A 23,388-nucleotide genomic window follows, 5' to 3' on the forward strand; every position below is an offset into this window, starting at 1 on the left:
ACTCCCCCGCGCGGAAGTCGAGCGCTAGTAGAGTACCTCCCGTGTCCGAAGCCGCAGAGACCCCGCAGGCCTCGCTGTCGCCGAGGCTCGAAGAAATCCTGAAGTCCGTCCCCGACCGGGCGGTCGCCGGCCGGCTGCGCAAGGTGTACGCCGCCGCGGCCCAGGCCATCGCCCGGCTGAGCGACATGGACCTGGTGAAGTACGAGACGCCCGTCGTGGACTCGTCCCCGGACCTGTCGCTGTGGGAGGAGATGGCGCCCGTCATCCGCGACACGGTGATGGACGTGAACGCGCTGCTCAACGTCATCCGCGAGGAGTTCCCCGGCGGCGTGGCGGAGCCGACCGGCGTGCTCCACGAGGCCATGCAGCAGATCGCCCAGGGCGTCACCCAGCTGGGCGAGTCCATGCGCAACCCGTCCGTGGTGAGCGACCGGTGGACGCTGCTCTCGGAAATCCAGCGCTTCCGCGCCCGCTTCCGCGAGCAGATGAGCAACCTCGTGTTCGAGTCGGTGAGCACCTTCGGCGAGGTGACGCGCGCCCAGGTGGTGCCCGGCTACGAGGCCGAGGTGAAGGCCGCCGTCACGGTGCGCGCCATCACCTCGGACCTGGCCCGCATCATCGCCGCGCGGCTGAAGAAGGTGCGCGAGGCCGAGCCCGAGGACGTCCAGTGGAACGCGCAGCAGCTCCAGACGGAGCTGGACGCCTTCGGCCGCACCGCCGCGTACCGGAACCTGCGCGCGCAGGACAAGCGCCACATCGTGGAGATGCGCGCCGAGGTGGGCCGGCTGGCCATCCTGCCCAGCCCCTCCCGGGCGGAGCTGGTGGCGGTGGTGGAGCAGCTCGACGACTTCGTGCGCGGCCTGTCCGCGGTGAATCTGCGGCAGGTGCTCATCATCCATGACCGCGAGGTGTGGGCCTCCTGTGGTGTGCGGCTGGAGCGGGCCCTGTCGCTGGTGGGCTCGGACGTGCCGGGCGCCGCCCGCGCGCTGGCGGAGGCCGCCAGCAGCGCCCAGTCCCTCTACGGCCGGGACGGGGACCTGGACGCCTTCCTGCGCAAGGCGCGCAAGCTGCAGATTGGCCAGCTGCCCGCGCCCGAGCTGAAGAACACCATCGAGAACTTCCAGGGGCTGCTGGCCTCGCTGGACGTGATGTGATGGCGGCCCCCAGCAAGGTGGTGGCGCCGCGCCCGCTGCGCGAGGCGGACCTGTCCCGCGTGGAGGGCGTCTTCACGGACGTGGACGGCACCCTCACCACGGGGCACCGGCTGCGCGCGGACACGGTGCGGGCGCTCGAGCGCCTGTCCGCCTCCGGCCTGCGCGTGGTGCTGGTGAGCGGGCGGCCGGCGGGGTGGGGCGAGGCCTGGGCGCGGCAGCTCCCCGTGGACGGCGTCATCGTGGAGAACGGGGGCCTGTTCTTCCTGCGCGGGAAGCACGGGCGGCTGCGGAAGGTGTACGCGGAGGGGCCCGCCGAGCGGGCGGCCAACCGCAAGCGGCTCCAGGCCGAGGTGGCGCGGGTGCTGCGGCAGGTGCCCGGGGCGCGGCTGTCGCTGGACAGCGCGTACACCGAGGTGGACCTGGCCGTGGACTACAACGAGGAGGCCCGGCTGGGAGACGCGGGGGCCTCGCGCATCGAGGCGCTGCTGACGGCGCGCGGGGTGACGGCGGTGCGCTCGTCGGTGCACGTCAACTGCTGGCTGGGCCGCTTCGACAAGCTGAGCGCCACGCGGCGCTTCGCGAAGGTGGCGTGGGGCGAGCGGTTGGAGCCGGGGGACGGGCGGTACGTGTACTCGGGGGATTCTTTCAACGACGCCCCGATGTTCGCAGCATTTGCACTGGGCGTCGGCGTGGCCAACGTGAGGTCCGTGCTGGACCGGATTGACGCGCCGCCGGCCTTCATCACCCGGGCGGCGGAGGGACGGGGCTTCGAGGAGCTGGCGCGCGCCATCCTCGCCCGTCGGGGCCGCCTGGGCTTGTGAGGAGTGACACCGTGAATGTCGTGAAGCTGGAGCTGGCGCGGGGACTGGGACGCCACCTGCGCGCGGGGCACCCGTGGGTGTTCCGCAAGGCCCTGGAGCATGTCCCCAAGATTCCGCCCGGCTGCGTGGTGGACCTGACGGAGAATGGGAAGTTCGTGGCGCGCGGGTACTACGACCCGCACTCCGCCATCGCCGTGCGCGTGCTGACGCGGGACCCGCGCGAGACGGTGGACGCCGCCTTCATCACCCGGCGGGTGCGGCAGGCGCTGGCCGAGCGCCAGTCCCTCATCGACCTGACCGACACGGACAGCTACCGCCTGATTCACGGCGAGGGGGACGGCCTGCCAGGCGTGGTGGTGGACCTCTACGCGGGCTGGGCCGTCATGAAGCTGTACTCGGCGGGCCTGACGCCGTACCGGCCGCTCATCCTGGAGGCGCTGAAGGCGGGCGTGCCGGGGCTGAAGGGCATCCTCGGCCGCGACGAGGTGGGCCGCGACGACGTGGACGAGGACGAGGGCCGCGGCTCCGGGAAGATGCTCTTCGGCCAGGAGGCGCCGGAGCAGATTCCCATCCGCGAGCGCGGGGCCACCTTCCTCGTGGACGCGTGGCGCGGACAGAAGACGGGCTTCTTCCTGGACCAGCGGGAGAACCGCTACCTCATCCGCCGGCTGGCGAAGGGCCGGGACGTGCTCAACTGCTTCAGCTTCAGCGGCGGCTTCTCCGTCAACGCGGCGCTGGGCGGGGCCAACAGCGTGTTCAGCGTGGACCTGGACCCGGACGCCATCGCCCTGGCCCGTGAGAACTTCACGCGCAACGGGCTGCCGGCGGAGAAGTACGACTTCCTGGCGGCGGATGTCTTCAAGATCATCCAGTCCTTCAAGGAAGAGGGCCGCACCTTCGACCTCATCATCCTGGACCCGCCGGCCTTCGCGAAGAGCCAGCGCGCGGTGCAGGCGGCCATCGACGGCTACGCGTCCCTCAACCGGCAGGCGCTGGGCATCCTCCGCCCGGGGGGCCTGCTGGCCACGGCGTCGTGCTCGGCGCGCGTGAGCCCGGGGGACTTCATGGGCGCGGTGCGCGAGGCGAGCTTCAAGGCCGGCGTGGACCTGGCGCTCGTCGAGGAGCGCTACCAGCCGCCGGACCACCCCGTGCGCCTGCAGTTCCCGGAAGGGAAGTACCTCAAGTTCTACGTGCTGCAGTCGGTGTAGCCCGTGGACACGGGCCCGGGGGCGGACACCGCGCACCCGGGCCTTCGCGTCACTTCTTTCCGGCGTTCACCTTGTCGGCGACGCGGTCGAACACGCCCTCGCCCCAGGCGAGGCTCGCGTTCATCAGCCGCGTCATGTCGTCCTTGAAGGCCTCGTTGGACGGGGCCGCCGTGTACGTGCGGCTGAGGAAGAGGCTCTTGCTCTCCTGCTCGAAGTCCACCGCGCCGCCGCCGGTGTCGGTGCCCGCCTTCTCCTCCTCGCGGAAGCCCTCGAGCACGCCGGGACGGGGCGCGTCGCGGAAGCGGTAGATGAGGGCGCTGCACTTCAGCTCGCCCGTATTGGGGACGAACTCGAAGTAGAGCTGCGCGTCACCGATGGCGGCGCCGCCGAAGCCCTGGGGGTTGAGGCCCGGGCTCAGATTCTCGCCGTGGGCCCGCATGAAGGACTGCACCAGCCACTGCGCCTCGTCGATCTTCATGGGGCCTGTTTAGCACGCACGTCCCGCCGCTCAGAAGCGGCCGGCGCGGGCCTCGTCGAAGGGCACGCGGTGCTTCATGTACGTATCGGCCAGCGCGTGCGCGCCGCTGAACATGTTCTTCTCGGAGAAGTAGTGCACCTGGGCGCCCTTGCCCGCGTCGCGCAGGAAGTCCATCGGGCTCTTGCCGCTGCCGCCCAGGCCGAAGAGGGTGGGGACGATGTCCTTGTCGTTGACGTAGTGCACGTACTTGGGGCCGTCCGGGTACTTGCAGGCGGCCGCGCCGAACGTCTCCACGTTGAGGCGGCTCATCGTCTTCTCGACGTCCGCCTTGGACATCCCATCTTCGATGCGCAGCCGCTTCGCCACGTCGTTGAGCGCGCGCGAGGTGATGAGCCCGCCGTGGCTGTAGCCCATCAGGTGCACGTCCCGGCCCGCCTTCAGCTCGGAGTAGAGGGTGTCCGCCAGCGTGTCCACGGCGGGGTTGTGGCCCTTGTCCAGCTTGTCCTTCACGGTCTGGAACAGGTCGGAGACGATGCCCTCGGTGGCGTTGTGGATGCCGATGGCCTTCATGCCCGTGCGGTCCGCGATGGCCTGCAGCTCTCCGGACTGGCCGTTCTTGTCCGTGGCGATGCCGTTGACGTAGATGACCGTGGCCTTCGCGTTGGGGTTGTCGCGCGGGGTAACGGCGGGGAGCTGGCTCAGCGGCGTGCCGGGCTCGAACGTCTGGCCCCCCGCGCCCACCAGCTTGCCGTCGTAGGCCTTGTCCTTCGCGCCCTTCGGCGCGGTGAACACGCCGGCCACGGTGTTGGTGGCCTTCGCGTTCTGGGTGTCGAAGCCGTCCGCCACCCTGCCGGGCTGCTGGGGCACGGGGGCCTTCACCGTGTTCGCGGCCTGCGCCGTCCCCGTCGGGGCCTTGGCAACGGGGGTCTGCGTCCCAGTGCCGACCTTCGGGAGGAGGGTCCGGTTGCGATCGATGAGGCTCATGGTGGGGGCTCCTGCGGAAGAAGGGCGCGAGGGAGGACTTCGGACTCCGTTTCCGCATTCTCACCTGGAACCCGCGAAAGTTGCGTGGGGGGCGAAGATTCCAGGGTGACGCAGGACGTCATCAGAAGGGCCCCCATGTGCCCTATACTCGGCGCTCATGCGCAAGCTCGTGCTCCTGGGCGGTGTGATGCTGTGTGCCTGTGCGGCGAAGACGCCCGGGTCCGGTTCAACGCCCTCCGGTACCGGAAGCGTGCACCAGGTGAGGCGGGTCACCGTCGCCGACGGTGTCGAGCTCGAGGTCCTCGACTTCGGCGGACGAGGGCCGGCGCTCGTGTTCCTGGCGGGGCTGGGCAACACCGGCCATGTCTTCGACGAGCTCGCGCCGCGCCTCACGTCCCAGCGGCATGTCTGGGCCCTCACGCGGAGAGGGTTTGGCGCGTCGAGCTGGCCCGAGCAGGGCTACGACACCGCCACGCTGGGGGCGGATGTCATCCATGCACTCGACGGCCTGGGAATCGAGAGGGCGACGCTCGCCGGCCACTCCATCGCCGGGGGGGAGCTCACCTGGGTGGGCCTCCACTTCCCCCAGCGCGTCGAGAAGCTCATCTACCTCGACGCGGCCTATGCGCACGCGGAGGTGGATGACCTGCTGAAGGACCTGCCGTCTCCGCCAGTGCCGGAGCCCGCCCCCGAGGACCAGGCGTCGCGCGCCGCCGTGTCGGCGGCGGTGGCGCGCGAAGTGGGTGGGCGCTTTCCCGAGGAGGAAATCGAGCAGGCCCACGTGTTCGATGCCACGACCGGGCGCTTGCTGGGCGAGCGCAGGTGGCCCGGGGCCCTGAGGCGGATCCGCGAGGGCAGGGCCTCGCTGGACTTCTCCTCGCTGCGCGTGCCCGTGCTCTCCCTGTACGTGGCGTACGAAGGTACCCGGAGAGAAGAGGCCTTCACGGGCCTGGAGCTGATGTCCCCGGCCGAGCAGGAGAAGGTGCGCGCCGTCTTCCCTCGACTGAGCCAACTGCTGCTCGCGCCCCAGGAAGCCATCCGGAAGCTGCCCGGCTCGAAGGTCGTGGGACTGGAGGGCGCGGAACACTACCTGTGGCTGACCCATCCCGAGCAGGTGGTGCGCGAGATGACGGACTTCCTCGGGCCATAGTGCCCCCGGGCGCCGGTGAAGGCGCCGCCCACGTGCCCGAACCGCGTGGAGGGGTGTCCGGAGGCTCACGGACGGGGAGGCCGCCGTCCACCCGAGGCATTAAGGTGGGAGCATGGTCCAGAAAGGTCAGTTCCTGGAGCGCGCCACCCTGGTCCCCGTGGGCCGCGAGGTGATGGAGGGTACCTGGCACCGGGGGACGAAGGCGCCGCCGTTGCTGGTGATTCCGCCCCGGCCGGACGAGGGGGGCGGCATGGACCACGTCATCGCCGCGGAGCTGGTGTGGGCGGCGGCCAACGCGGGCTTCCCCACGCTGCGCTTCAACCACCGGGGCGTGGGGGCCAGCCAGGGCCAGCGGGGCAAGGACCTGGCGCTCCTGGAGGACGCCGAGGCGGCCATGCGGATGTTGATGGAGAACACGGGCGCCTCGGCGGCGGCGGTGGCCTCGTTCCACGGCGGCTCCCAGGTGGCCCTGGCGCTCCAGGCGAAATACGCCTCGGTGGGAGGCCTCTGCCTCGTCGCGCCGGCGGACATCGCCCCGGAGGTGCTGTCCCGGGTGACGTGTCCGCTCCTGGTGGTGCAGGGCGAGGAGGACGCCCGCCTGCCGCGCGCGAAGGTGTCGGCCGCTATCGTCCAGGCGGGGGGCGATTTAGAGGTCATCGACGATGCCGGCCCGACCTTCCAGCGCAACCTCCCCCAGGTGGGACGGGCCGTGGCCGCCTGGCTGCGCCGGCTCTCCGGCGGATGACGGATGCCCATGCAACCCCATGGACTTCTTGACGTTTCTTCACCCCCGCCGCCTTGCACGCAGGGAGAGGGGGGAAGCAGACTGTGGGTGCAGACCCAATCGTTCCGCCGTTCGTTCGTAGGGGTCTTTTGAAGAGCCCTGTTCCCAAGGAGTAGGCCGATGCGGATGGTGCGAAGGACCCTGGGTGGCGCGGTACTGGCCGTGACGCTGGCGACCGCGTGCGCATCCCCCTCGCGTGAGCAGGAGCCACCCGTGGCCGGGGCGGAGTCCGCGGACGTGCTCTCCTTGGACCCCGCGGACGTGGTGGAAGGCGCCATCGTCGTCGACTTCAAGGACGGCACGACCAAGGCGGAGTTCGACGCCTGGGAGGCGGACTGGGGCGTCGACCTGGAGCTCAACTCCGTGGAGAGCGCCGACGAGGCCCTCACCCTGGCGGTGGGCGTGGACGACGTGGAGGGCGTGCTCGCGCGCATCCGTCAGCACCCGGCCGTGGAGGCCGCCGAGCCGCTGATGGAGGTCCGCGCCAGCTTCACGCCGAACGACCCGCGCTACGCCGAGCAGTGGAACCTGAAGATGATCGACATGCCCAAGGCCTGGGAGCGCAACCGGGGCAAGGGCGTGGTGGTGGCGGTGCTCGACACCGGCATCGCGTACGAGGACTACGACGACTTCAAGCAGGTGCCGGACCTGAAGGGCGTGAAGTTCGTGAAGGGCTTCGACTTCGTGAACGACGACGAGCACGCCAACGACGACCACGGGCACGGCACGCACGTGGCGGGCACCATCGCCCAGGCCACCAACAACAAGGAAGGCGTGGCGGGCGTGGCCTTCGAGGCGACGCTGATGCCGGTGAAGGTGCTCAACCACTTCGGTGGCGGCACCACGGCGGACATCGCGGACGCCATCCGCTTCGCGGCGGACAAGGGCGCCAACGTCATCAACATGTCCCTGGGCGGTGGTGGGTACTCGCAGGTGATGGCCAGCGCGGTGGAGTACGCGCGCAAGAAGGGCGTCACCGTGGTGGCGGCGGCCGGCAACGGCGGCCGGGCCCGCGTGGAGTTCCCCGCGGCCTACCCGGGCGCGGTGGCGGTGTCGGCGGTGGGGCCGGACGGCACGCTGGCGCCGTACTCGTCCTACGGCAAGGAGCTGGATATCGCCGCGCCGGGCGGTGACAAGCGCCGCGGCGACCAGGGCGGCGTGCTCCAGAACACCATCGACCCGAGGGACCCCGCGCGCTCCGTCTACGCGTCGTACCAGGGCACGAGCATGGCCACCCCGCACGTGGCCGCGGTGGCCGCGATGCTGTACGCGGCCGGCGCCAAGGGGCCGGACGAGGTGGAGAAGGCGCTGTACGCGGGCGCGAAGAAGGTGGCGGACCAGGCGTGGAGCGAGCAGTACGGCCATGGCCTGCTGAACGCGGAGGCGTCGCTGGCGGCGGTGCGCGGGGGCCTGTCGCAGTGGCCTCCGCTGTACTGGGCGCTGGCGCTGCTGGCCTTCATCCTGCTGACGCTGCGCGGGCGTGCGCGGCCGGGCTACTTCAACGTGCTGCTGAAGCCGGCCTTCCTGGTGCCGCTGCTGCTGTCCACGGTGGGAGCCTTCTTCCTGCGCAACTGGTTCGGCGGCGCGGACGGCGCGGCGGGCGAGGTGGTGCAGGTGGCCTCGCTGCCCATCCCCGACTGGGAGCGCATCATCTTCGGGCGTGGCAAGACGGTGAGCCCGCTCTTCTACAGCGCGCTCATCCCGCTCGTGCTGTCGCTGCCGGCCATCAAGTGGCGGGGGCTGCGCGCGGCCACCGGCGGCCTGGCGCTCGGCTTCGCGGGCTTCCTGGCCTACTCGGCGTGGGCGGGGGCTCCGGCGCTGGCGTGGATGCCCTTCACCTTCCTGGCGAAGCCGTGGCTGGGCTTCAACACCGTCATGTGCCTCGTCATCGCCCGGGCGATGCTCAAGAAGGAGGACGCATGAAGCTCACCGGCCGCGTCGTCTTCCGCGACATCGAGACGGGCGTCTGGGTGCTGGAGGGAGACGACGGCACCACGTACCAACTCGCTGGCGGTGACCGGAAGATCAAGAAGGACGGCCAGCGCATCGAGGCCGAGGGCCACGTGGACCGGGACATGCTCACCAGCGCCATGGTGGGCCCCGTGTTCCACGTCAGCTCGTACCGCTTCGTCTGAGCGGGCGGGCGGGGTGCCGCCGGGTCAGGGCTGCTTCTTCGGCAGGCCCAGGGCCCGGCGGTGCGCTTGAATCTGCCGCTGACGCTCCTCGTAGTAGGCCTCCATGGGCGCCTCTCCCCGGCGCGCGGCGGCGCGGAGCGAGTTGAGCGCCTTGCGCTCCGCGTGGAGCGCGGGGGCCGCGTCCTTCTCCAGCGCGGGCAGCGGGTGCTCCGCGTCGTGGAAGTTGAGGGAGATGCCGCGCGCGTCCACGGCCCCCAGCACGCCCAGCGACACCGTGGCTCCCACCACCCAGGGCAGCAGCAGCCTCACCAGGGGGACGGGAGGGCCCGACTCGCGCGCCTCCTGGTCCGACGCCTGGGCGGCCCCGGGGCCCCAGACCGAGGGGAAGTGGCGCGCGGCGGTCATCAGCCCCATCAGCCCCACCCAGCCCAGGGCCGCCAGCGCGAGCACCGCGCGCGGGTCCGTCTGCTCGTCGGTGGCGTCCTGGCCCATGGCCCTCGCCGCGAGGAAGAGGGCGGAGGACACGAAGTTGTTGGCCGCGTGCGCGCCGATGCTGGGCCACAGCGAGCCGGTGCGCAGGTAGAGCCACCCGAAGAGCAGCCCCAGCTCCACGCGGGCCGCGAAGCCCACCGGGTCCAGGTGGAACGCGCTGAACACCACGGCGGACACCACCAGCGTCCGTGTCGGAGAGGCCGGGGGCCGGGGCGTCAGGCCTTTCTGGAAGATGCCCCGGAAGAAGAACTCCTCACACAGGGGCGCCGCCACCGTCACGCCCGTGAGGATGAGGACCAGCTCCACCGTCGTCTGTTCCTCGAACAGGCGCGAGCCGTCGAACATCTCCGTCAGCCATTCGGGCGCGATGAGCTGGGCCGCGTACTGGATGGGCACCACCAGCGCGAAGAAGTTCGCCACGCCCAGCAGGAAGCCGAAGAGCAGGGGCAGGCGGCGCACGGGCATGAGCCCCGTGAACACGGCGGGCCGCCATCCGGCATAGCGCAGCATCACCCAGCCCAGCGCCAGGAAGACGAACAGCTCCGTGAACCAGATGCCGAAGGCGGGGTTGATGAACTGCGCGAAGCCGCCCACGGTCATGAAGAGCGCCAGCGCGAGCGTCGCTCCACCCAGGGCCAGCGTGCGCCGGTTCGTCCTCCGGACCCGAGCGGCTGGCTCGGGCGGGGGTGAGGCGCTGGGCGCGGAATCTTCCACCGGTGGGTCTCCTTGCCGCGAAGGCTGAACTGCCCGCACTTCAGCCTTCTATCTACACTGTCGGCATCTCGACGTCCTTCATCCTGGCGCGCACGGCGCGGCGGACGTGGCGGAGCTTCCTTCCGGTCCCTGAGCCGCGGGCCTCACGCCCGCTTGAGGTACTCGCGGATGTCCTCGACGAGCTGCTGGCGTGCCGCGGCGTCCTGCGCGGCTGGCCCGAGCTCGAGCTTCTTGTCCTTCTCGGCGAGGAACTTCTGGTCCTGGAGGTACGCCACCGCGTTCTCCAGCGTCACCTTGGCCAGGGACTCGGCGGCGGTGATGCGGCCCGCGTGGTACTCGGCGCGGCCCGTCTCCAGGGCCAGCTTGATGAAGCTCTTGCGGTCCTCGGCCACGCCCGTGGCCACGTCCTGCAGCGTGAGGGCGGCCAGCAGGTACGTCTCCAGGTAGTCGCGCAGCAGGTCCGCCAGGAACTCCAGGTCCGGACGGGCGTGGGCCTCGGGCGCCAGCGTCAGCGTGTCACCCTGGTGCATGAGGATGCCCATGCGCACCAGCCGCTCCACGGTGTCGGCGAAGATGGAGTCGAAGGTGGTGCCTACGCGGTAGATGAACTCCACCTTGAAGAGGCGCGACAGGAACAGCGCGCGCGCCTTCACCGTGTCGTACGGGGCGGGGGTGCCGCTGGCCAGCATCGCGTTGGCCACGAGGCTGCGCGCGGCCACCAGGTTCATCAGCGTGTTCTTGTAGAAGGACATCTCCGGGCGGCGCGAGTCCTCCACCTGGTAGATGACCTCGCCGCGCGCCTCCTGCGTGCGCACCATCTCGTCGCCGATGAAGGTGCGCATGGCCTCCTGGATGGGGCCCAGCGACTCGGGGTTGCTCGGCGCGTTGCGCAGCTCCACGGACAGCGGGGCGCCGTCCTCCAGGGCGATGCGGCGAAGGATGCCGATGCGGTCCGCCAGCTCCCGCTGGCCGATGCCGCGCCGGCGGTGCGCCAGCAGCGCGGTGCTGACCAGCGCGTGCGGCGTCACCGTGGACACCTTGCTGATGCCGTACATCACCCGGTTGCCCAGCGCGCGCACGAGGCTCTTCTTCTGCTCGTCCGTCACCGGCTCTTCGGGGTTGAGCCCGCGCGCCTTCATGAACTGCTGGAGCGAGATGGGCTCGTCGAAGCTCAGGTGGATGCGCCCGTAGCGGGCCGCCAGCACCTTGGGCGTGCTCAACAGGGCCTTGAGGTCCTCCGGCTTCTTCTCCCCGCCGGCCAGCTCCTTCGAGTAGCTGCCGGACTCCACGACCTTCTCGTAGTCGATGGACACCGGCACGAAGAGCAAATCGTTGCGCGCGCCCTCCAGCACGGACTCCACCTGCCAGGTGAACATGCCCAGCTTGGGCGTCAGCAGCTTGCCCGTGCGCGAGCGGCCGCCCTCGGGGAAGAACTCCTGGTGGATGCCGTCGTGCACCAGCTTGCGCACGTAGGCCTTGAAGGACGCGGCGTAGACCTTGTCGCCCTTGAACGAGCGGCGCAGGAAGAAGGCGCCGCAGCGGCGGAAGAGGGGGCCCAGCGGCCAGAAGGAGAGGTTGGCGCCCGCGGCCACCAGCGGCACGGAGAAGCCGCGGTTCCACAGCACCCAGCTCATCACCAGGTAGTCCACGTGGCTCTTGTGGCTGGGGCACAGGACGATGGGGGCGCGGCCCGCCTCCTTGAGGGCGCGGTGCAGGCCCGCCTCGTCCACGTGCATGCCGTCGTAGATGCGGTTGAACACCCACTCCAGCACGGGCGAGATGAACGCCAGCGTGGTGGGGCTGGGCCGCGCGGCGATGGCCTCCAGGTTGCGCCGCGCCTCGCGCAGCACGCTCTCCGGCTTGCGGCCCGTCTCGGCCGCGACCTCGTCCAGCGCCTTGCGCAGCTGCCTGTCGCGCAGCGTCTCGTCGATGACGCGCGTCGCGGGCTTCACGGGCGGCCCGAACACCGCGCGCGTCTCGCGGGCCAGGTGGACGTGGAGGGCGCCGCGCACCTTGCGCGCCAGCACCTCGTCCGAGTCGCGCGGGTTCTGCTCCACGAAGCGCCGCAGGTCCACGGGCTCGCCGATGCGGAACTGCGCGCGCTTGTAGTTGCGGAAGAAGGCCAGCATCGAGTGCAGGAAGCCCGGGGCCTCGGGGCTGCCGAACACGATGTCCACCCAGTTGGGCTTGAGGCGCGCCGGGCGCTTCTCCCAGACGAACAGCTCCGGCACCAGGTACACGGGCCGGTCGGACTGGCGCGCCATGGCCACGAGGGCGGGGAAGGGGTCCTCCCGCGTCTCCTTGCCGGACGGATGCAGGAGCGCGGTGCGGCGCAGGAAGATGAGCCCGCTGCCGCCATTCTTGCGCGCGTACTCGAAGCGCTCCGCGTAGTCGCCACGGTGCTTCGTCTGCCGCCACGGGCGGGTGAACCACGGCCGCAGGTTCACCACCGCGCGCACGGGCGGCAGCGAGCGGCGCACCATGGCCCACGCCAGGTACAGGAAGTTCACCCACGCGGTGGTGCGCATGACGTGCACCACGAAGCCCCGCGCGTGCAGCGAGCGCAGCTCGTCTTCCGTCTCGGGCGCGAAGTGCACCCCGTCCAGGTAGCGGGCCCCGAGCGCCCGGCCCATGGGGCCGAACTCCTCCTTCAGCGAGGCCTCTCCCTGATTCCCAGTCTGAGTCAGCACGGTATCCACGAGAGCCCCCCGGCTACATGTTGTCCGGCGTCGGAATGCCCAGCAGCGTCAGGCCCGCGGCGAGCGTAACCCGGGTCGCGTCCGTGAGGGCGAGCCTCGCCGCGCGCAGCGCGTCATTGCCCTCCAGGACGATGCGTTTGTCGCGTTCCTGATTGCCCAGCGTGTAGTAGCGGCTGAAGGCGGCGGCCAAGTCCAGCAGCAGCCGCGCGATGAGGCTCGGCTCGTACTGCTCGGCCGCGTCGCGCACCACCTCGGGCAGGCGCATGAGCTCGCGCAGCAGGGCCTGCTCCTCGGGGAGCGTCAGCAGGGCCGCGTCGTACGCCGTGGGAGCGCCGCCGCCCTTGCGCAGCACGTTGACGGTGCGCGCGTGCGCGTACTGGAGATACGGGCCGGTGTGGCCCTCGAAGCTGAGCACCTCGTCCCAGTCGAAGGTGTAGTCGCTGGCGCGCTTGTGCTTGAGGTCGCCGAAGACGATGGCGCCCAGGCCAATCTGCTCGGAGAGCTGGTCCGCGTCGCCCGTCTGGATGCGGCCGTCCTCGATGTTCTCCCGCACCTTGGCGGAGGCGCGCTCCTTCGCCTCGTCCAGCACGTCGTTGAGCTGCACCACCTGGCCCTTGCGCGTGCTCATGCCGTGGATGCGGCCGAAGGCCACGTGCACCGCGCGGTCCGCCCAGGGCAGGCCCATCTCCTTCAGCGTGCGGAACACCTGCCGGAAGTGGAGCGCCTGGTCCTGCGCCACGACGTACAGCGACTTGTCGAAGTGGAAGCGCTCGTACCGGTCCTGCGCCGCGGCCAGATCCCTCGTGGCGTACAGCGTGCTGCCGTCGTTCTTCTTCAGGAGGATGGGCGGCTCGTTCTCCGCGTAGGGCAGGTCCACCACCAGCGCGCCCTGTGACTCCTTCACGCCGGGCTTCTGGGCAATCTGGTCGATGACCGCGTCCATCTTCCCCTGGTAGCGGCTCTCGCCCTCGATGTGCTCGAAGTGGATGCCCATGCGGGCGTAGATGGCACGGAAGCCCTTGAGGCTCGTCTCTCGGAACTGGTTCCACAGCTCGAGCGCCTTGGTGTCACCGGCCTCCATGCGGCGGAAGAACTCGCGGGCCTTCTCGTCGAAGGCGGGCTCCGCCTCGGCGCGCTTGTTGGCCTTGACGTACACCTCCACGAGGTGCGCCATGTCGTCGATGCGCGCCGGGTCTCCGTACTCCTGGAAGCCCACCGCCACGAGGCCGAACTGCTTGCCCCAGTCGCCCAGGTAGTTGATGCCTTCCACCCGCCAGCCCAGCGCCCGGTAGATGTTGGCGATGCAGTGCCCGAGGAACGTGGTGCGGATGTGGTGGAAGCCAATGGGCTTGGCGATGTTGGGCGACGAGTAGTCGATGACCACCGTCTTCCCGCGCCCGAGGTCCGCGTCGCCGCCGTACGCCAGCCCCGCCGAGCGCGCCGCGTCGATGACCTCCGACGTGAAGGGCAGGGGAGTGAAGCGGGCGTTGACGTAGGGGCCCACCGCCTTGATTTCCAGGCCCGGCACGCTGAGCGCCTGGGCGAGCCCGGCGGCGATGGCGGGCGGCGCCTTCTTCTGGGCCTTGGCCAGCGGGAAGGTGGCGAAGCTCAGGTCGCCATGGGCGGGCTCGGCCGGCTTGACCTGGGCCTCGACCTCGGAGGCCGGCATGCCCAGGGCGCTGGCGAGCGCCTGGGCGAATGCGGCTCGGTATCGGGAGTAGACGGAGGAACTCATGGGAACGCGCGGGATACTAGACAATCCAGGGTGGCTTCCGGCCACCCTTGTTCGCGCCCGAGTTTCTTCCGTCACTCAGGGTACGGCTGGTGCCCGGCGGCTGGGGCGCACCACCGCGGCCACGGTGTCCAGCAGCTTGGGCAACTGGAGCGGCTTCTCGAAGAAGCCATCGATGCGCTCCAGGCCCTCGCCCGAAGTGAGGGACGCCACCTCGCTGGCACCCGAGATGATGTACACGACGATGTCGGCGAGCGACTCGTTGCCGCGGATGAAGCGCAGCACGGAGCGTCCGTCCTCCTCGCTCAGCCGCAGGTCCAGCAGCACCATGGCCGGGCGGATGTGGGAGAGGATGGAGCGCGCCTCCGAGGCCCCCGACGTGGCCATCACCCGGTAGCCCTCCTGCTCCAGCACCTGCTGGAGGACCTCGCGGCAGTCGGCGTCGTCCTCCACGAGGAGGATGCCGCCGGACTTGGGCGCCGTCTGCGCGATGTCCGGCGCGGCCACGGCGCCAGCGAACATGGGAAGCACCATCTGGAAGGTGCTTCCCTCGCCGAGCACGCTGGAGGACTCCATGCGCCCACCGTGCAGGGCGACAATCTTGCCCACCAGCGGCAGCCCCAGGCCCGCGCCCGGCGGACGCGGCATGCCTGGCTGCGCCCGGTAGAAGGCGTCGAACACGTGCTCCAGCGCCTCGGCGGACATGCCCGGGCCGCTGTCCTTCACCGTGAGCGTGGCGAGCCCGTCCTCGGCGGACACGCGCACCTCGACGGTGTCGTCCGCCTCGCTGTGGTGGATGCCGTTCTCCACGAGGTTGTGGATGGCTTCCGCGATGCGCTCACGGTCGCCGCGCACGAAGACCTCGGAGCAGGGCGGGATGATGACCCGCACCTTGCAGTGCTCCGCGAGCGCGCCCAGGCCCCGCACCACCTCTTCCGCCACGGCCTTGAGGCCGAAGGGGCGCTGGTTGAGCTGCATCTTCCCGGACTGGAGCCGGGACATGAGCAGCAAGTCATTCACCATGCGCAGCATGCGGTCCGAGTTCCGGTCGCAGATCTGCACCGCGCGGCGCTGGGAGTCCGTCAGGGGCCCCAGCTTCTCGCGCCCCATCATGGCCAGGTAGGACTTGATGGTGGTGAGCGGGTTCTTCAAGTCATGCGAGACGTTGCCGAGCAGCTCCTCGCGGTTCTGCTCCAGGCTCTTGAGGCCGGCGATGGCCGTCTGCAGGTCCTTGTTGCGGCGGGCGCTGTCGTCGCGCAGGCGCGCCACCTCGTAGGCGGCGGTGAGCTGGGCGGCCAGCGACTGGAGCAGGGTGTCCGAGGGCTCGCGCCGCGCGCCAAGCACCACCAACACGCCGGTGACGCCCTGGGGGCCCTCCAGCGGCACGGCCACGGTGTCGCCCTCACGCAGGAGCGCTTTCTGGGAGAAGGCGCGTCCCACCACGCCCTCGCCCGGGACGGCGGCGGTGACGCGGTCGTCATAGCGGCCGCGCACGTGCTCGACGTGGAGCTGCTCGCGGGAGGGGAAGTGGCGGGCCACGTAGCAGACCTTCGGCTTCAAGAGCGCGTGGATGGTCTGCAGGTGGGAGCGCAGGGCCTCGGTGGGCCCCGCGTTGTCCGTCAGGTGCCGCGCCATCTCGAGGAGGGCACGGCTGGCGGTGTCCGTATCCACCGCCGGGGCTGGCTTCACCGCCCGCCGGGCGGGCTTCTTCGCGACGGGACGCAGCGGCACGACCTCGGCCAGCGTCCCCTTCTTCTTCGAGCGCACGTTTGAATCCTGCTTCATGTTCCGCGCGCGTGGGAACGGCCCCCGCTGAAGAGGCCTTCCGGAGGACAGTGGCCGTGTCGCCTGTCCGACAGCCCGGCCTCAGGCCCGGCGTTGGAGGCGTCCGTCCGGACCCAGGGCGTACGGCTCCACGAGGAGCGGCTGCACCTTCTCGTGGTAGCCGTCCACGCTGAAGCCCGCCTCGGCGATGGCGGCCAGGGCGGCCGTCTGGACGCGGCGGGCCGTGTCGTCGGCGGTGAGCAGCTTCAGCATGGGCTCGCGCGCCGGCTCGTACTTGAAGGTGCCGAGCGCCTTGAGCGCGGCGATCTTCACGTCATCCCCCATGTCCTCCAGGAAGGGCATGACGGCCGGGGGGATGCGCGGGTCCTGCTTGCCGGTGAGGTGGTGGAGCAGGACGACCTTCTTCTCCGGGTTGCGCGTGTAGTACGCGGACAGGTGCTGGAGCGCGCTCACGCAGGTGGCGATGACCTGGTCCTCGGGGATGAGGTCGCCCAGCAGGCGCAGGGCCCAGGACGCGGCCTGCTCGCTGGTGCGCAGGAAGTCGACGATGGGGGGCACGGCGTCCTGGCCGAAGCCCTTGATGAGGTCGAACGTGCGCTCCTTCTCGTCCGCGTCCGTGGTGAGCGGGTCCACGGTGATGGTGAAGCGGCTGAGCAGCACGCCCACGGCCTCGGGGATGCGCATCTCCCCGAGCTGCTCGATGGCCTTCTGCCGCGTCGCCGGGTCCCCGTACTTCTGGGTCACCTTGGGCTTGAGCTTGAGGGCTTTGTCGGGGCCCGAGCCGCCCGTGAAGATGTCGAAGAGGCCCATGTGCGCGTCTGCTCCGTTTCCTGCGAAAGAGCGTGGAGGGTGGAGGCGCCGTCTATGACGGGGCGGCGCCCGGGACAAGAGACATTAGGGTCAGAGCGTCAGCTCGCGGCGGACATCGCCCCGGTACGCCCGGGAGAGCGCCTCGGCGGCCGCCCGGGCCTCGGCGGTGGCCTCCTCGGGCACCTTCACCTGGAGGTGCAGGTAGAGGTCGCCCGGCGCGCCGCCCTTCAGGGAGGGCACCCCGCGCCCCTTCAGCCGCATGCGCCGGCCGGACTGCGAGCCGGGGGGCACCTTCACCGTCACCTCGCCCTGGAAGGTCGGCACGCGCACGTCGGCGCCCAGGAGCGCCTCGGGCACCGTCACCGGCAGGTCGATGTGCAGGTCGTCCCCCTCGCGGCGCACCAGCGGGTGCTCGGTGACATCGGTCTCGATGTAGAGATCGCCCGGAGGGCCGCCCCGGGAGCCTGCGGCGCCCTGGCCGGCCAGCCGCACCTTGGAGCCCGTGCTCACGCCCGCCGGAATCTTCACCGTCAGCCGGGTGGCCTCCTCCTTGACACCGGTGCCGCCGCACTGGGGGCAGGGCTCCAGGGCCCGCCCGGTGCCCTGGCAGTTCGGGCACACCCCGTTGCCGCCGAACAGACCCGCCCGGCGCGAGCGCCCCGAGCCACCGCAGGTGGGACAGGTGCCCATGCGTCCGGAGTCGCCCCGGCCGCTGCACGCCGAGCAGCGCCCCGGCCGGCTGATGGAGAGGGTGCGCTCGGTGCCCGCCACGGCCTCCCCGAGGGAGAGCTGGACGCGGGCCGTCAGGTCTTCACCCCGTTCCGGGCCCGCGCTCCGGCCCCGCCGGGCGCCGAAGAAGTCGTTGGGGTCCACTCCGCCCGCGCCGCCGCGCCCGCCGAAGAGGTCGTTGAAGAGGTCGCCCAGGTCGAAGCCCTCGGCGCCAAAGGGGATGCCCCCCGCGCCACCGCTCGCGGCCGAGGACCGGTAGGCGCGGTACGCCTCCGCCTTCTTCTCGTCGAAGCCGATCTTCTCCGCGTCGGGACCGAACTCGTCGTACAGCTTGCGCTTCTTCGGGTCCGACAGCACCTCGAAGGCCGAGCTGACCTGCTTGAACTTGTCCTCGGCGGCCTTGTTCCCGGGGTTGACGTCCGGGTGATACTTGCGCGCGAGCTTGCGGTAGGCCTTCTTCACGTCCTCCGCGGAGGCCGTCCGGTCCACGCCAAGAATCTGGTAATAGTCATCCGCCATTTGTTCCCGCCCTGATGTACCTGACTGAACGTAACCAGCCGGTGGGAGCGCGCCAGCACGGAGTGTCCGGTTGGCGGGGGATGTATAAAGTCGCCGGAAGATGAGGGAGGCCATGTCAGCGCCGCGCCAGGCTGGAGCGGGTACCCTGTGGCTGGCGGGCTGGCTCCTGCTCGTGCCCGTGTTCGGGGCCCGGGCCGAGCCTCCCCCCGAGGCCGAGGGCCGGGTCGTCGACCGTGTGGTCGCCGTCGTCGAGGGGCAGGTGCTCACCCTGAGCGAGCTGCGGTTCGAGGCCCGGGTGGCGCTCGTGCAGCGAGGGGGCGTGCAGGCCCTGGACGTCCCGCTCGACGAGGACACGCTCCGCAACGCCCTGGACTTCATCATCAACCAGCGCGTCCAGGTGCTCAACGCGGACCGCCTCCAGGCGTTCCCCGCCGAGCCCGCCGAGGTGGGGGCGCGGCTGGCCACGTTCCAGCAGCGCGTGGGCGGAGAGGCCGCGCTGCGTCGCTTCCTCGCCGCGCACGCCGTGTCCCAGGAGGAACTGGAGGCCGTGCTGGCCCGGGGCTTGAGGGCCGAGCGCATCCTGGACAGCCGCATCCGGCTTCGGGCCCAGGTGGGTGAGACCGAGGTCCGCCGCTACTACGAGCAGCACGCGAGCGAGTACCCGCAGGGCTACGAGTCGGTGCGGGCCGCCATTCGGGAGAAGCTGGTGCGGGAGCGTTACGGGACGCTGGCGGCGGAGGAGCTGGCGCAGGTGAGGGCCTCGGCGCAGGTGCGTCGCGTGGCCCCCTTCACGCGGGAGGCGCGGCGATGAGGCGGATGCGCGAGGATTCGCCGCCGGGGCCGAAGCACGGTTTCAGCATCCGGCAGATGATGGTGGAGGACCTGCCGGCGGTGATGGCGCTGGAGAAGCAGGCCTTCAAGAACCCCTGGTCGCCGGAGCTGCTCCAGCGCGAGCTCCAGCACGAGTGGTCCACCATCCTCCTCGTGGAGGAGGAGGTGCCGGGGCAGGGGAGTCCCGTGCTCCTGGGGCTGGCCATCTTCTGGATCGTCCACGACGAGGTGCACGTGCTCAACGTTGCCACCGCGCCCGCGCACCGGCGGCGTGGAGTGGCCCGGGCCGTCATGGACGAGGTGCTCGCCCGGGGCAAGGCCCGCCGCTGCACGCTCGCCACCCTGGAGGTCCGCCGGAGCAACGAGCCGGCCATCCAGCTCTACCGCTCGCTGGGCTTCCGCCCGGTGGGCATCCGGCCGAACTACTACGTGGACGAGGGCGAGGACGCCATCGTGATGGTCCTCGACTTCTAACCGCACCCGGAGTAGAGCCGCGCCCCGCTGTAGACCAGCCGTGTTCCGGGGCGGTGAGTCCTGGGGAATGGACCCATGGACCTCTGCCGGTTCATAGGCAAAGGTCAGGCCGTGCTTGACACGGAGGGGTCCCTTCCTATACTCGCGGCCCTTTCCGTAGTCCTGTAGGTAGATATGCGCCGCTTGGTGTGTCCAGGCGGCGGCCAAACCCGAAGAAGAGGTATCAGTTGCCGACCATCAGCCAGCTGGTTCGCAAGGGCCGCGAGAAGCTCGTCATCAAGGGCAAGAGCCCCGCGCTCAAGGAGTCTCCCCAGAAGCGTGGCGTGTGCACCCGCGTGTACACGACGACCCCGAAGAAGCCGAACTCGGCCCTCCGCAAGGTGGCCCGTGTTCGTCTGACCAACGGGATCGAGGTCACGTCCTACATCCCCGGCGTGGGTCACAACCTCCAGGAGCACTCGGTGGTGATGATCCGCGGTGGCCGTGTGAAGGACCTCCCGGGCGTCCGCTACCACATCGTCCGTGGCACGCTGGACTCCGTGGGTGTGGCGGGCCGCAAGCAGAGCCGCTCCAAGTACGGCGCCAAGCGTCCGAGCTGATCGCTCGTCACGCGGACCACCTTCGTTTCTGGAAGTTTCGTCGGACGCCTCGCCCCGCACCCTGGGGAGCGTCCCTGGGCAGTTCCTCACAGCGGTTCATGAAGCCCCGTTGAAGACTCTCCAAGTGGGAGTGGGGCGTAAGGGAAGAGAGAAGAGATGCCTCGCCGTCGCGTAGTCGCCAAGCGCAAGATTCTCCCGGATCCGAAGTTCCAGGACCGGCTCGTCACCAAGTTCGTCAACGACCTGATGCGGAAGGGGAAGAAGTCCATCGCGGAGGGCGTGTGCTACGGCGCCTTCGCCCTCATCGAGGAGCGCGCGAAGGAAGACCCCCTCAAGACCTTCAAGAAGGCCCTCGACAACGTCAAGCCGGTCCTCGAGGTGAAGAGCCGCCGCGTCGGTGGCGCCACCTACCAGGTCCCCGTCGAGGTCCGTCAGGACCGCCGCGTCGCCCTCGGCATGCGCTGGATCATCAGCTACGCCAAGGCGCGTGGTGAGAAGACCATGCAGGAGAAGCTGGCCGGCGAGATCATGGACGCCGCCAACAACCGCGGCAACGCGGTGAAGAAGCGTGAAGACACGCACAAGATGGCGGAGGCCAACAAGGCCTTCGCTCACTACCGCTGGTAGGCCTTCGAGGCTTCGCGGTTGCCGCCCGGATGCAGATGCTGCATCCGGGCGGTTTTGTTAGGTGAAGCAGGTTCTCTGAAATCGTCCGGCCGGTTGGGTGAGAAGGCCTGAAGGCCCGCCCGCCTCCCCTGGAAAGGTATTGAGTCATGGCCCGTGAGCATCCCCTCGAGCGCTACCGCAACATCGGCATCATGGCGCACATCGATGCCGGCAAGACGACGACCACGGAGCGCATCCTCTTCTACACCGGCGCCATCCACCGGATGGGCGAGGTGCACGAGGGGAACACCACCACCGACTGGATGGTCCAGGAGCGCGAGCGCGGCATCACGATTACGTCCGCCGCCATCACCGCCTTCTGGCAGCGGCGCGACCAGCGCTACCGCGTCAACATCATCGACACGCCGGGACACGTGGACTTCACCATCGAGGTGGAGCGCTCGCTGCGCGTGCTCGACGGCGCCATCGCCGTGTTCGACGGCGTCAACGGCGTGGAGCCGCAGTCCGAGACGGTGTGGCGCCAGGCGGACAAGTACAAGGTCCCCCGCATCTGCTTCATCAACAAGATGGACCGGGTGGGCGCGGACTTCGAGATGTCCGTGGGCACCATCAAGGAGAAGCTGGGCGCGCGCGCGGTGCGGATGCAGCTGCCGCTGGGCGCGGAGGACAAGCTCCGCGGCGTCATCGACCTGGTGAAGATGAAGGCGCTGGTGTTCCACGACTCGGAGCAGGGCAGCCGCTACGACGAGGTGGACATCCCCGAGGAGTTCCGCGAGGCGGCGGAGGCCGCCCGGGGCGAGCTGCTCGAGGCCGCGGCCGAGCAGGACGACGCGCTCACGGAGAAGTTCCTGGAGGGCCAGGAGCTGACCGAGGACGAGATTCGCGGCGCCATCCGCAAGGGCTGTGTGGGGCTGAAGCTGTTCCCCGTGTTCTGCGGCTCGGCGTTCCGCCACAAGGGCGTGCAGCCGCTCCTGGACGCGGTGATTGACTACCTGCCCAGCCCGCTGGAAATCCCGCCCGTGCACGGCAAGACGCCCAAGGGCGAGGACGCCATCCGCGAGACGCGGGACGACGCTCCGTTCAGCGCGCTGGCGTTCAAGATCATGAACGACCCCGCGTTCCAGTCGCAGACGCTGACGTTCCTCCGCGTCTACTCCGGCCGCCTGGAGGCGGGCACGGCGGTGTGGAACTCGGTGAAGGGCAAGCGCGAGCGCGTCAGCCGCCTGGTGCAGATGCGCGCGGACAAGAAGGACGAGCTCACCGAGTGCTTCGCCGGCGACATCTGCGCGGTGGTGGGCCTCAAGCTGGCGACCACCGGCGACACGCTCTGCGACGACAAGCAGCCCATCGTCCTGGAGCGCATGGAGTTCCCCGAGCCGGTCATCGACATCGCGATCGAGCCGAAGTCGACGGCGGACCAGGACAAGATCATCCAGTCGCTGCAGCGCCTGGCCATGGAGGACCCGTCCTTCCGCGTGAGGACCAACGAGGAGACGGGGCAGACCATCATCGCCGGCATGGGCGAGCTGCACCTGGAAATCATCGTCGACCGCCTCCTGCGCGAGTTCAAGGTCGACGCCAACATCGGCAAGCCCCAGGTGGCGTACCGGGAGACCATCACCACCCAGGTGGAGCAGGAGGGAAAGTTCATCCGCCAGACGGGAGGCAAGGGCCAGTACGGCCACATCTGGCTGCGCGTGATGCCCAACGAGCCGGGCAAGGGCTTCTCGTTCGAGAACAAGATCACCGGCGGCGTGGTGACGAAGGAGTTCGTCGAGGCGGTGAGGGAGGGTGCCGCCGAGGCCATGCAGAACGGCCCCGTGGCGGGCTACCCCATGGTGGACGTGAAGGTGGAGGCCTACGACGGCTCCATGCATGAGGTGGACTCGAGCGAGATGGCGTTCAAGATCGCCGGCTCGATGGCCTTCAAGGACGCCGTGCGCAACGCCGCCCCGGTGCTGCTCGAGCCCATCATGAGCTGCGAGATCCTCACCCCCGAGGACTTCATGGGCGACGTCATCGGAGACCTGAACGGCCGCCGCGGGAAGGTGCTGGGCATGGTGCCCCGGGCCGGCCGGGTGCAGGCCATCCAGGCGCAGGTGCCCCTGGCGGCCATGTTCGGCTACTCCACGGACCTGCGCAGCCGCAGTCAGGGAAGGGCGACGTACACCATGCAGTTCAGTCACTACGCACCCGCGCCGAAGTCGGCGCTCAACCGGTGACTCGGGCCGCCTGGCGGCAGTCCGGCCGGGCGATTTCAGTTGACGTTGCTGCAGGTTTGGAGCAGGACGCAGCACCTTCGCAGTTGTTTTCCGGATTTTGAAACGCGCCGGGTCGCTGACCGGCTGCCCCGCGAGGAGAGGTCATGGCCAAGGAGAAGTTCGACCGTAGCAAGCCCCACGTGAACATCGGCACGATCGGACACGTGGACCACGGCAAGACGTCGCTGACCGCCGCCATCACCAAGGTGCTGGCGAAGTCCGGTGGCGCCACGTTCATGGCGTACGACCAGATCGACAAGGCGCCGGAGGAGCGTGAGCGCGGCATCACCATCTCCACCGCGCACGTGGAGTACCAGACGAAGAACCGTCACTACGCGCACGTCGACTGCCCGGGCCACGCCGACTACGTGAAGAACATGATCACGGGCGCGGCGCAGATGG

Annotated in this window: 21 protein-coding genes; 13 read left to right on the forward strand and 8 right to left on the reverse strand. The window is 70.0% G+C overall.

Annotation, left to right across the window (positions count from 1 at the left end; translation table 11 throughout):
* Positions 1-41: 41 nt before the first annotated feature.
* Genes HG543_RS17915 through HG543_RS17925 form a run of 3 tightly spaced genes read left to right on the forward strand, consistent with a single transcriptional unit; the run spans position 42 to position 3,183 of the window.
* Positions 42-1,154, forward strand: a complete 1,113-nt coding sequence (locus tag HG543_RS17915) for a hypothetical protein (RefSeq protein WP_169346009.1) — start codon at positions 42-44, stop codon at positions 1,152-1,154.
* Entirely contained in the window at positions 1,154-1,975 is an 822-nt protein-coding gene (locus tag HG543_RS17920) for an HAD-IIB family hydrolase (RefSeq protein WP_169346010.1), read from the forward strand. The genes HG543_RS17915 and HG543_RS17920 overlap by 1 nt, the downstream gene beginning before the upstream one ends.
* Positions 1,976-1,986: 11 nt before the next feature.
* Positions 1,987-3,183 carry a class I SAM-dependent methyltransferase gene (locus tag HG543_RS17925; protein ID WP_169346011.1) on the forward strand — a complete coding sequence of 399 codons (1,197 nt, stop codon included), beginning with the start codon at positions 1,987-1,989 and terminating at the stop codon, positions 3,181-3,183.
* Positions 3,184-3,232: 49 nt separating this feature from the next.
* Here the strand turns inward: HG543_RS17925 and HG543_RS17930 are convergent, their stop codons facing one another.
* Both HG543_RS17930 and HG543_RS17935 read right to left on the reverse strand, forming a co-directional pair.
* The gene (locus HG543_RS17930; protein ID WP_169346012.1) at positions 3,233-3,661 is read right to left on the reverse strand and encodes a type III secretion system chaperone; all 429 of its coding nucleotides are present in this window, start codon (positions 3,659-3,661) and stop codon (positions 3,233-3,235) included.
* A 30-nt stretch (positions 3,662-3,691) separates the two neighbouring features.
* The gene (locus tag HG543_RS17935; RefSeq protein ID WP_169346013.1) at positions 3,692-4,645 is read right to left on the reverse strand and encodes a hypothetical protein; all 954 of its coding nucleotides are present in this window, start codon (positions 4,643-4,645) and stop codon (positions 3,692-3,694) included.
* Positions 4,646-4,802: 157 nt separating this feature from the next.
* Between HG543_RS17935 and HG543_RS17940 the strand changes: the two genes are divergently transcribed.
* The 4 genes from HG543_RS17940 (at position 4,803) to HG543_RS17955 (ending at position 8,714) form a co-directional block, all read left to right on the forward strand.
* Complete coding sequence (locus tag HG543_RS17940) at positions 4,803-5,795, forward strand: alpha/beta fold hydrolase (protein ID WP_246357118.1); 993 nt, start codon at positions 4,803-4,805, stop codon at positions 5,793-5,795.
* A 112-nt stretch (positions 5,796-5,907) separates the two neighbouring features.
* The gene (gene sglT / locus HG543_RS17945) at positions 5,908-6,540 is read left to right on the forward strand and encodes a type IV pili motility protein SglT (protein WP_169346014.1); all 633 of its coding nucleotides are present in this window, start codon (positions 5,908-5,910) and stop codon (positions 6,538-6,540) included.
* A 159-nt stretch (positions 6,541-6,699) separates the two neighbouring features.
* Positions 6,700-8,502, forward strand: a complete 1,803-nt coding sequence (locus tag HG543_RS17950; RefSeq protein ID WP_169346015.1) for a S8 family serine peptidase — start codon at positions 6,700-6,702, stop codon at positions 8,500-8,502.
* Positions 8,499-8,714 (forward strand): DUF5818 domain-containing protein, encoded by a 216-nt coding sequence (locus tag HG543_RS17955; protein WP_169346016.1) that lies wholly within the window; start codon positions 8,499-8,501, stop codon positions 8,712-8,714. Before HG543_RS17950 ends, HG543_RS17955 begins: the two co-directional genes overlap by 4 nt.
* A gap of 24 nt (positions 8,715-8,738) precedes the next feature.
* On the opposite strand, the gene HG543_RS17960 is transcribed toward HG543_RS17955, so the two are convergent.
* The 6 genes from HG543_RS17960 to dnaJ all read right to left on the reverse strand — a co-directional run bounded on the left by HG543_RS17960 (position 8,739) and on the right by dnaJ (position 18,194).
* The gene (locus tag HG543_RS17960) at positions 8,739-9,920 is read right to left on the reverse strand and encodes a CPBP family glutamic-type intramembrane protease (protein ID WP_343073387.1); all 1,182 of its coding nucleotides are present in this window, start codon (positions 9,918-9,920) and stop codon (positions 8,739-8,741) included.
* 143 nt (positions 9,921-10,063) lie between these two features.
* Positions 10,064-12,553, reverse strand: a complete 2,490-nt coding sequence (locus HG543_RS17965) for a 1-acyl-sn-glycerol-3-phosphate acyltransferase (protein WP_246357122.1) — start codon at positions 12,551-12,553, stop codon at positions 10,064-10,066.
* 79 nt (positions 12,554-12,632) lie between these two features.
* On the reverse strand, positions 12,633-14,354 hold the full coding sequence (gene argS / locus HG543_RS17970; RefSeq protein ID WP_169346018.1) for an arginine--tRNA ligase: 1,722 nt from the start codon (positions 14,352-14,354) through the stop codon (positions 12,633-12,635).
* 75 nt (positions 14,355-14,429) lie between these two features.
* Positions 14,430-16,118, reverse strand: a complete 1,689-nt coding sequence (locus HG543_RS17975) for an ATP-binding protein (protein ID WP_169346029.1) — start codon at positions 16,116-16,118, stop codon at positions 14,430-14,432.
* A gap of 99 nt (positions 16,119-16,217) precedes the next feature.
* On the reverse strand, positions 16,218-16,946 hold the full coding sequence (locus HG543_RS17980; RefSeq protein WP_169346019.1) for a HEAT repeat domain-containing protein: 729 nt from the start codon (positions 16,944-16,946) through the stop codon (positions 16,218-16,220).
* Between the two features lie 90 nt (positions 16,947-17,036).
* Positions 17,037-18,194, reverse strand: coding sequence for a molecular chaperone DnaJ (gene dnaJ, locus HG543_RS17985; protein WP_169346020.1), 1,158 nt, complete (start codon positions 18,192-18,194; stop codon positions 17,037-17,039).
* A 112-nt stretch (positions 18,195-18,306) separates the two neighbouring features.
* On the opposite strand from dnaJ, the gene HG543_RS17990 reads away from it, so the two are divergent.
* The 6 genes from HG543_RS17990 to HG543_RS18015 form a co-directional block, all read left to right on the forward strand.
* Complete coding sequence (locus HG543_RS17990) at positions 18,307-19,005, forward strand: hypothetical protein (protein WP_246357119.1); 699 nt, start codon at positions 18,307-18,309, stop codon at positions 19,003-19,005.
* Positions 19,002-19,499 (forward strand): ribosomal protein S18-alanine N-acetyltransferase, encoded by a 498-nt coding sequence (rimI, locus tag HG543_RS17995; protein ID WP_169346022.1) that lies wholly within the window; start codon positions 19,002-19,004, stop codon positions 19,497-19,499. Before HG543_RS17990 ends, rimI begins: the two co-directional genes overlap by 4 nt.
* A 227-nt stretch (positions 19,500-19,726) precedes the next feature.
* On the forward strand, positions 19,727-20,098 hold the full coding sequence (gene rpsL, locus HG543_RS18000) for a 30S ribosomal protein S12 (RefSeq protein ID WP_169346023.1): 372 nt from the start codon (positions 19,727-19,729) through the stop codon (positions 20,096-20,098).
* 156 nt (positions 20,099-20,254) lie between these two features.
* A complete protein-coding gene (gene rpsG, locus HG543_RS18005; protein ID WP_044191600.1) occupies positions 20,255-20,725 on the forward strand; it encodes a 30S ribosomal protein S7 in 471 nt (156 codons plus the stop codon).
* A 146-nt stretch (positions 20,726-20,871) separates the two neighbouring features.
* Positions 20,872-22,947 carry an elongation factor G gene (fusA, locus tag HG543_RS18010; RefSeq protein ID WP_169346024.1) on the forward strand — a complete coding sequence of 692 codons (2,076 nt, stop codon included), beginning with the start codon at positions 20,872-20,874 and terminating at the stop codon, positions 22,945-22,947.
* Between the two features lie 143 nt (positions 22,948-23,090).
* Positions 23,091-23,388 (forward strand): GTP-binding protein (locus HG543_RS18015; RefSeq protein WP_246357120.1); only part of this gene is annotated, 298 nt, incomplete at its 3' end.

Origin of the sequence: Pyxidicoccus fallax, assembly GCF_012933655.1 — a bacterium.
Classification (GTDB): domain Bacteria; phylum Myxococcota; class Myxococcia; order Myxococcales; family Myxococcaceae; genus Myxococcus; species Myxococcus fallax.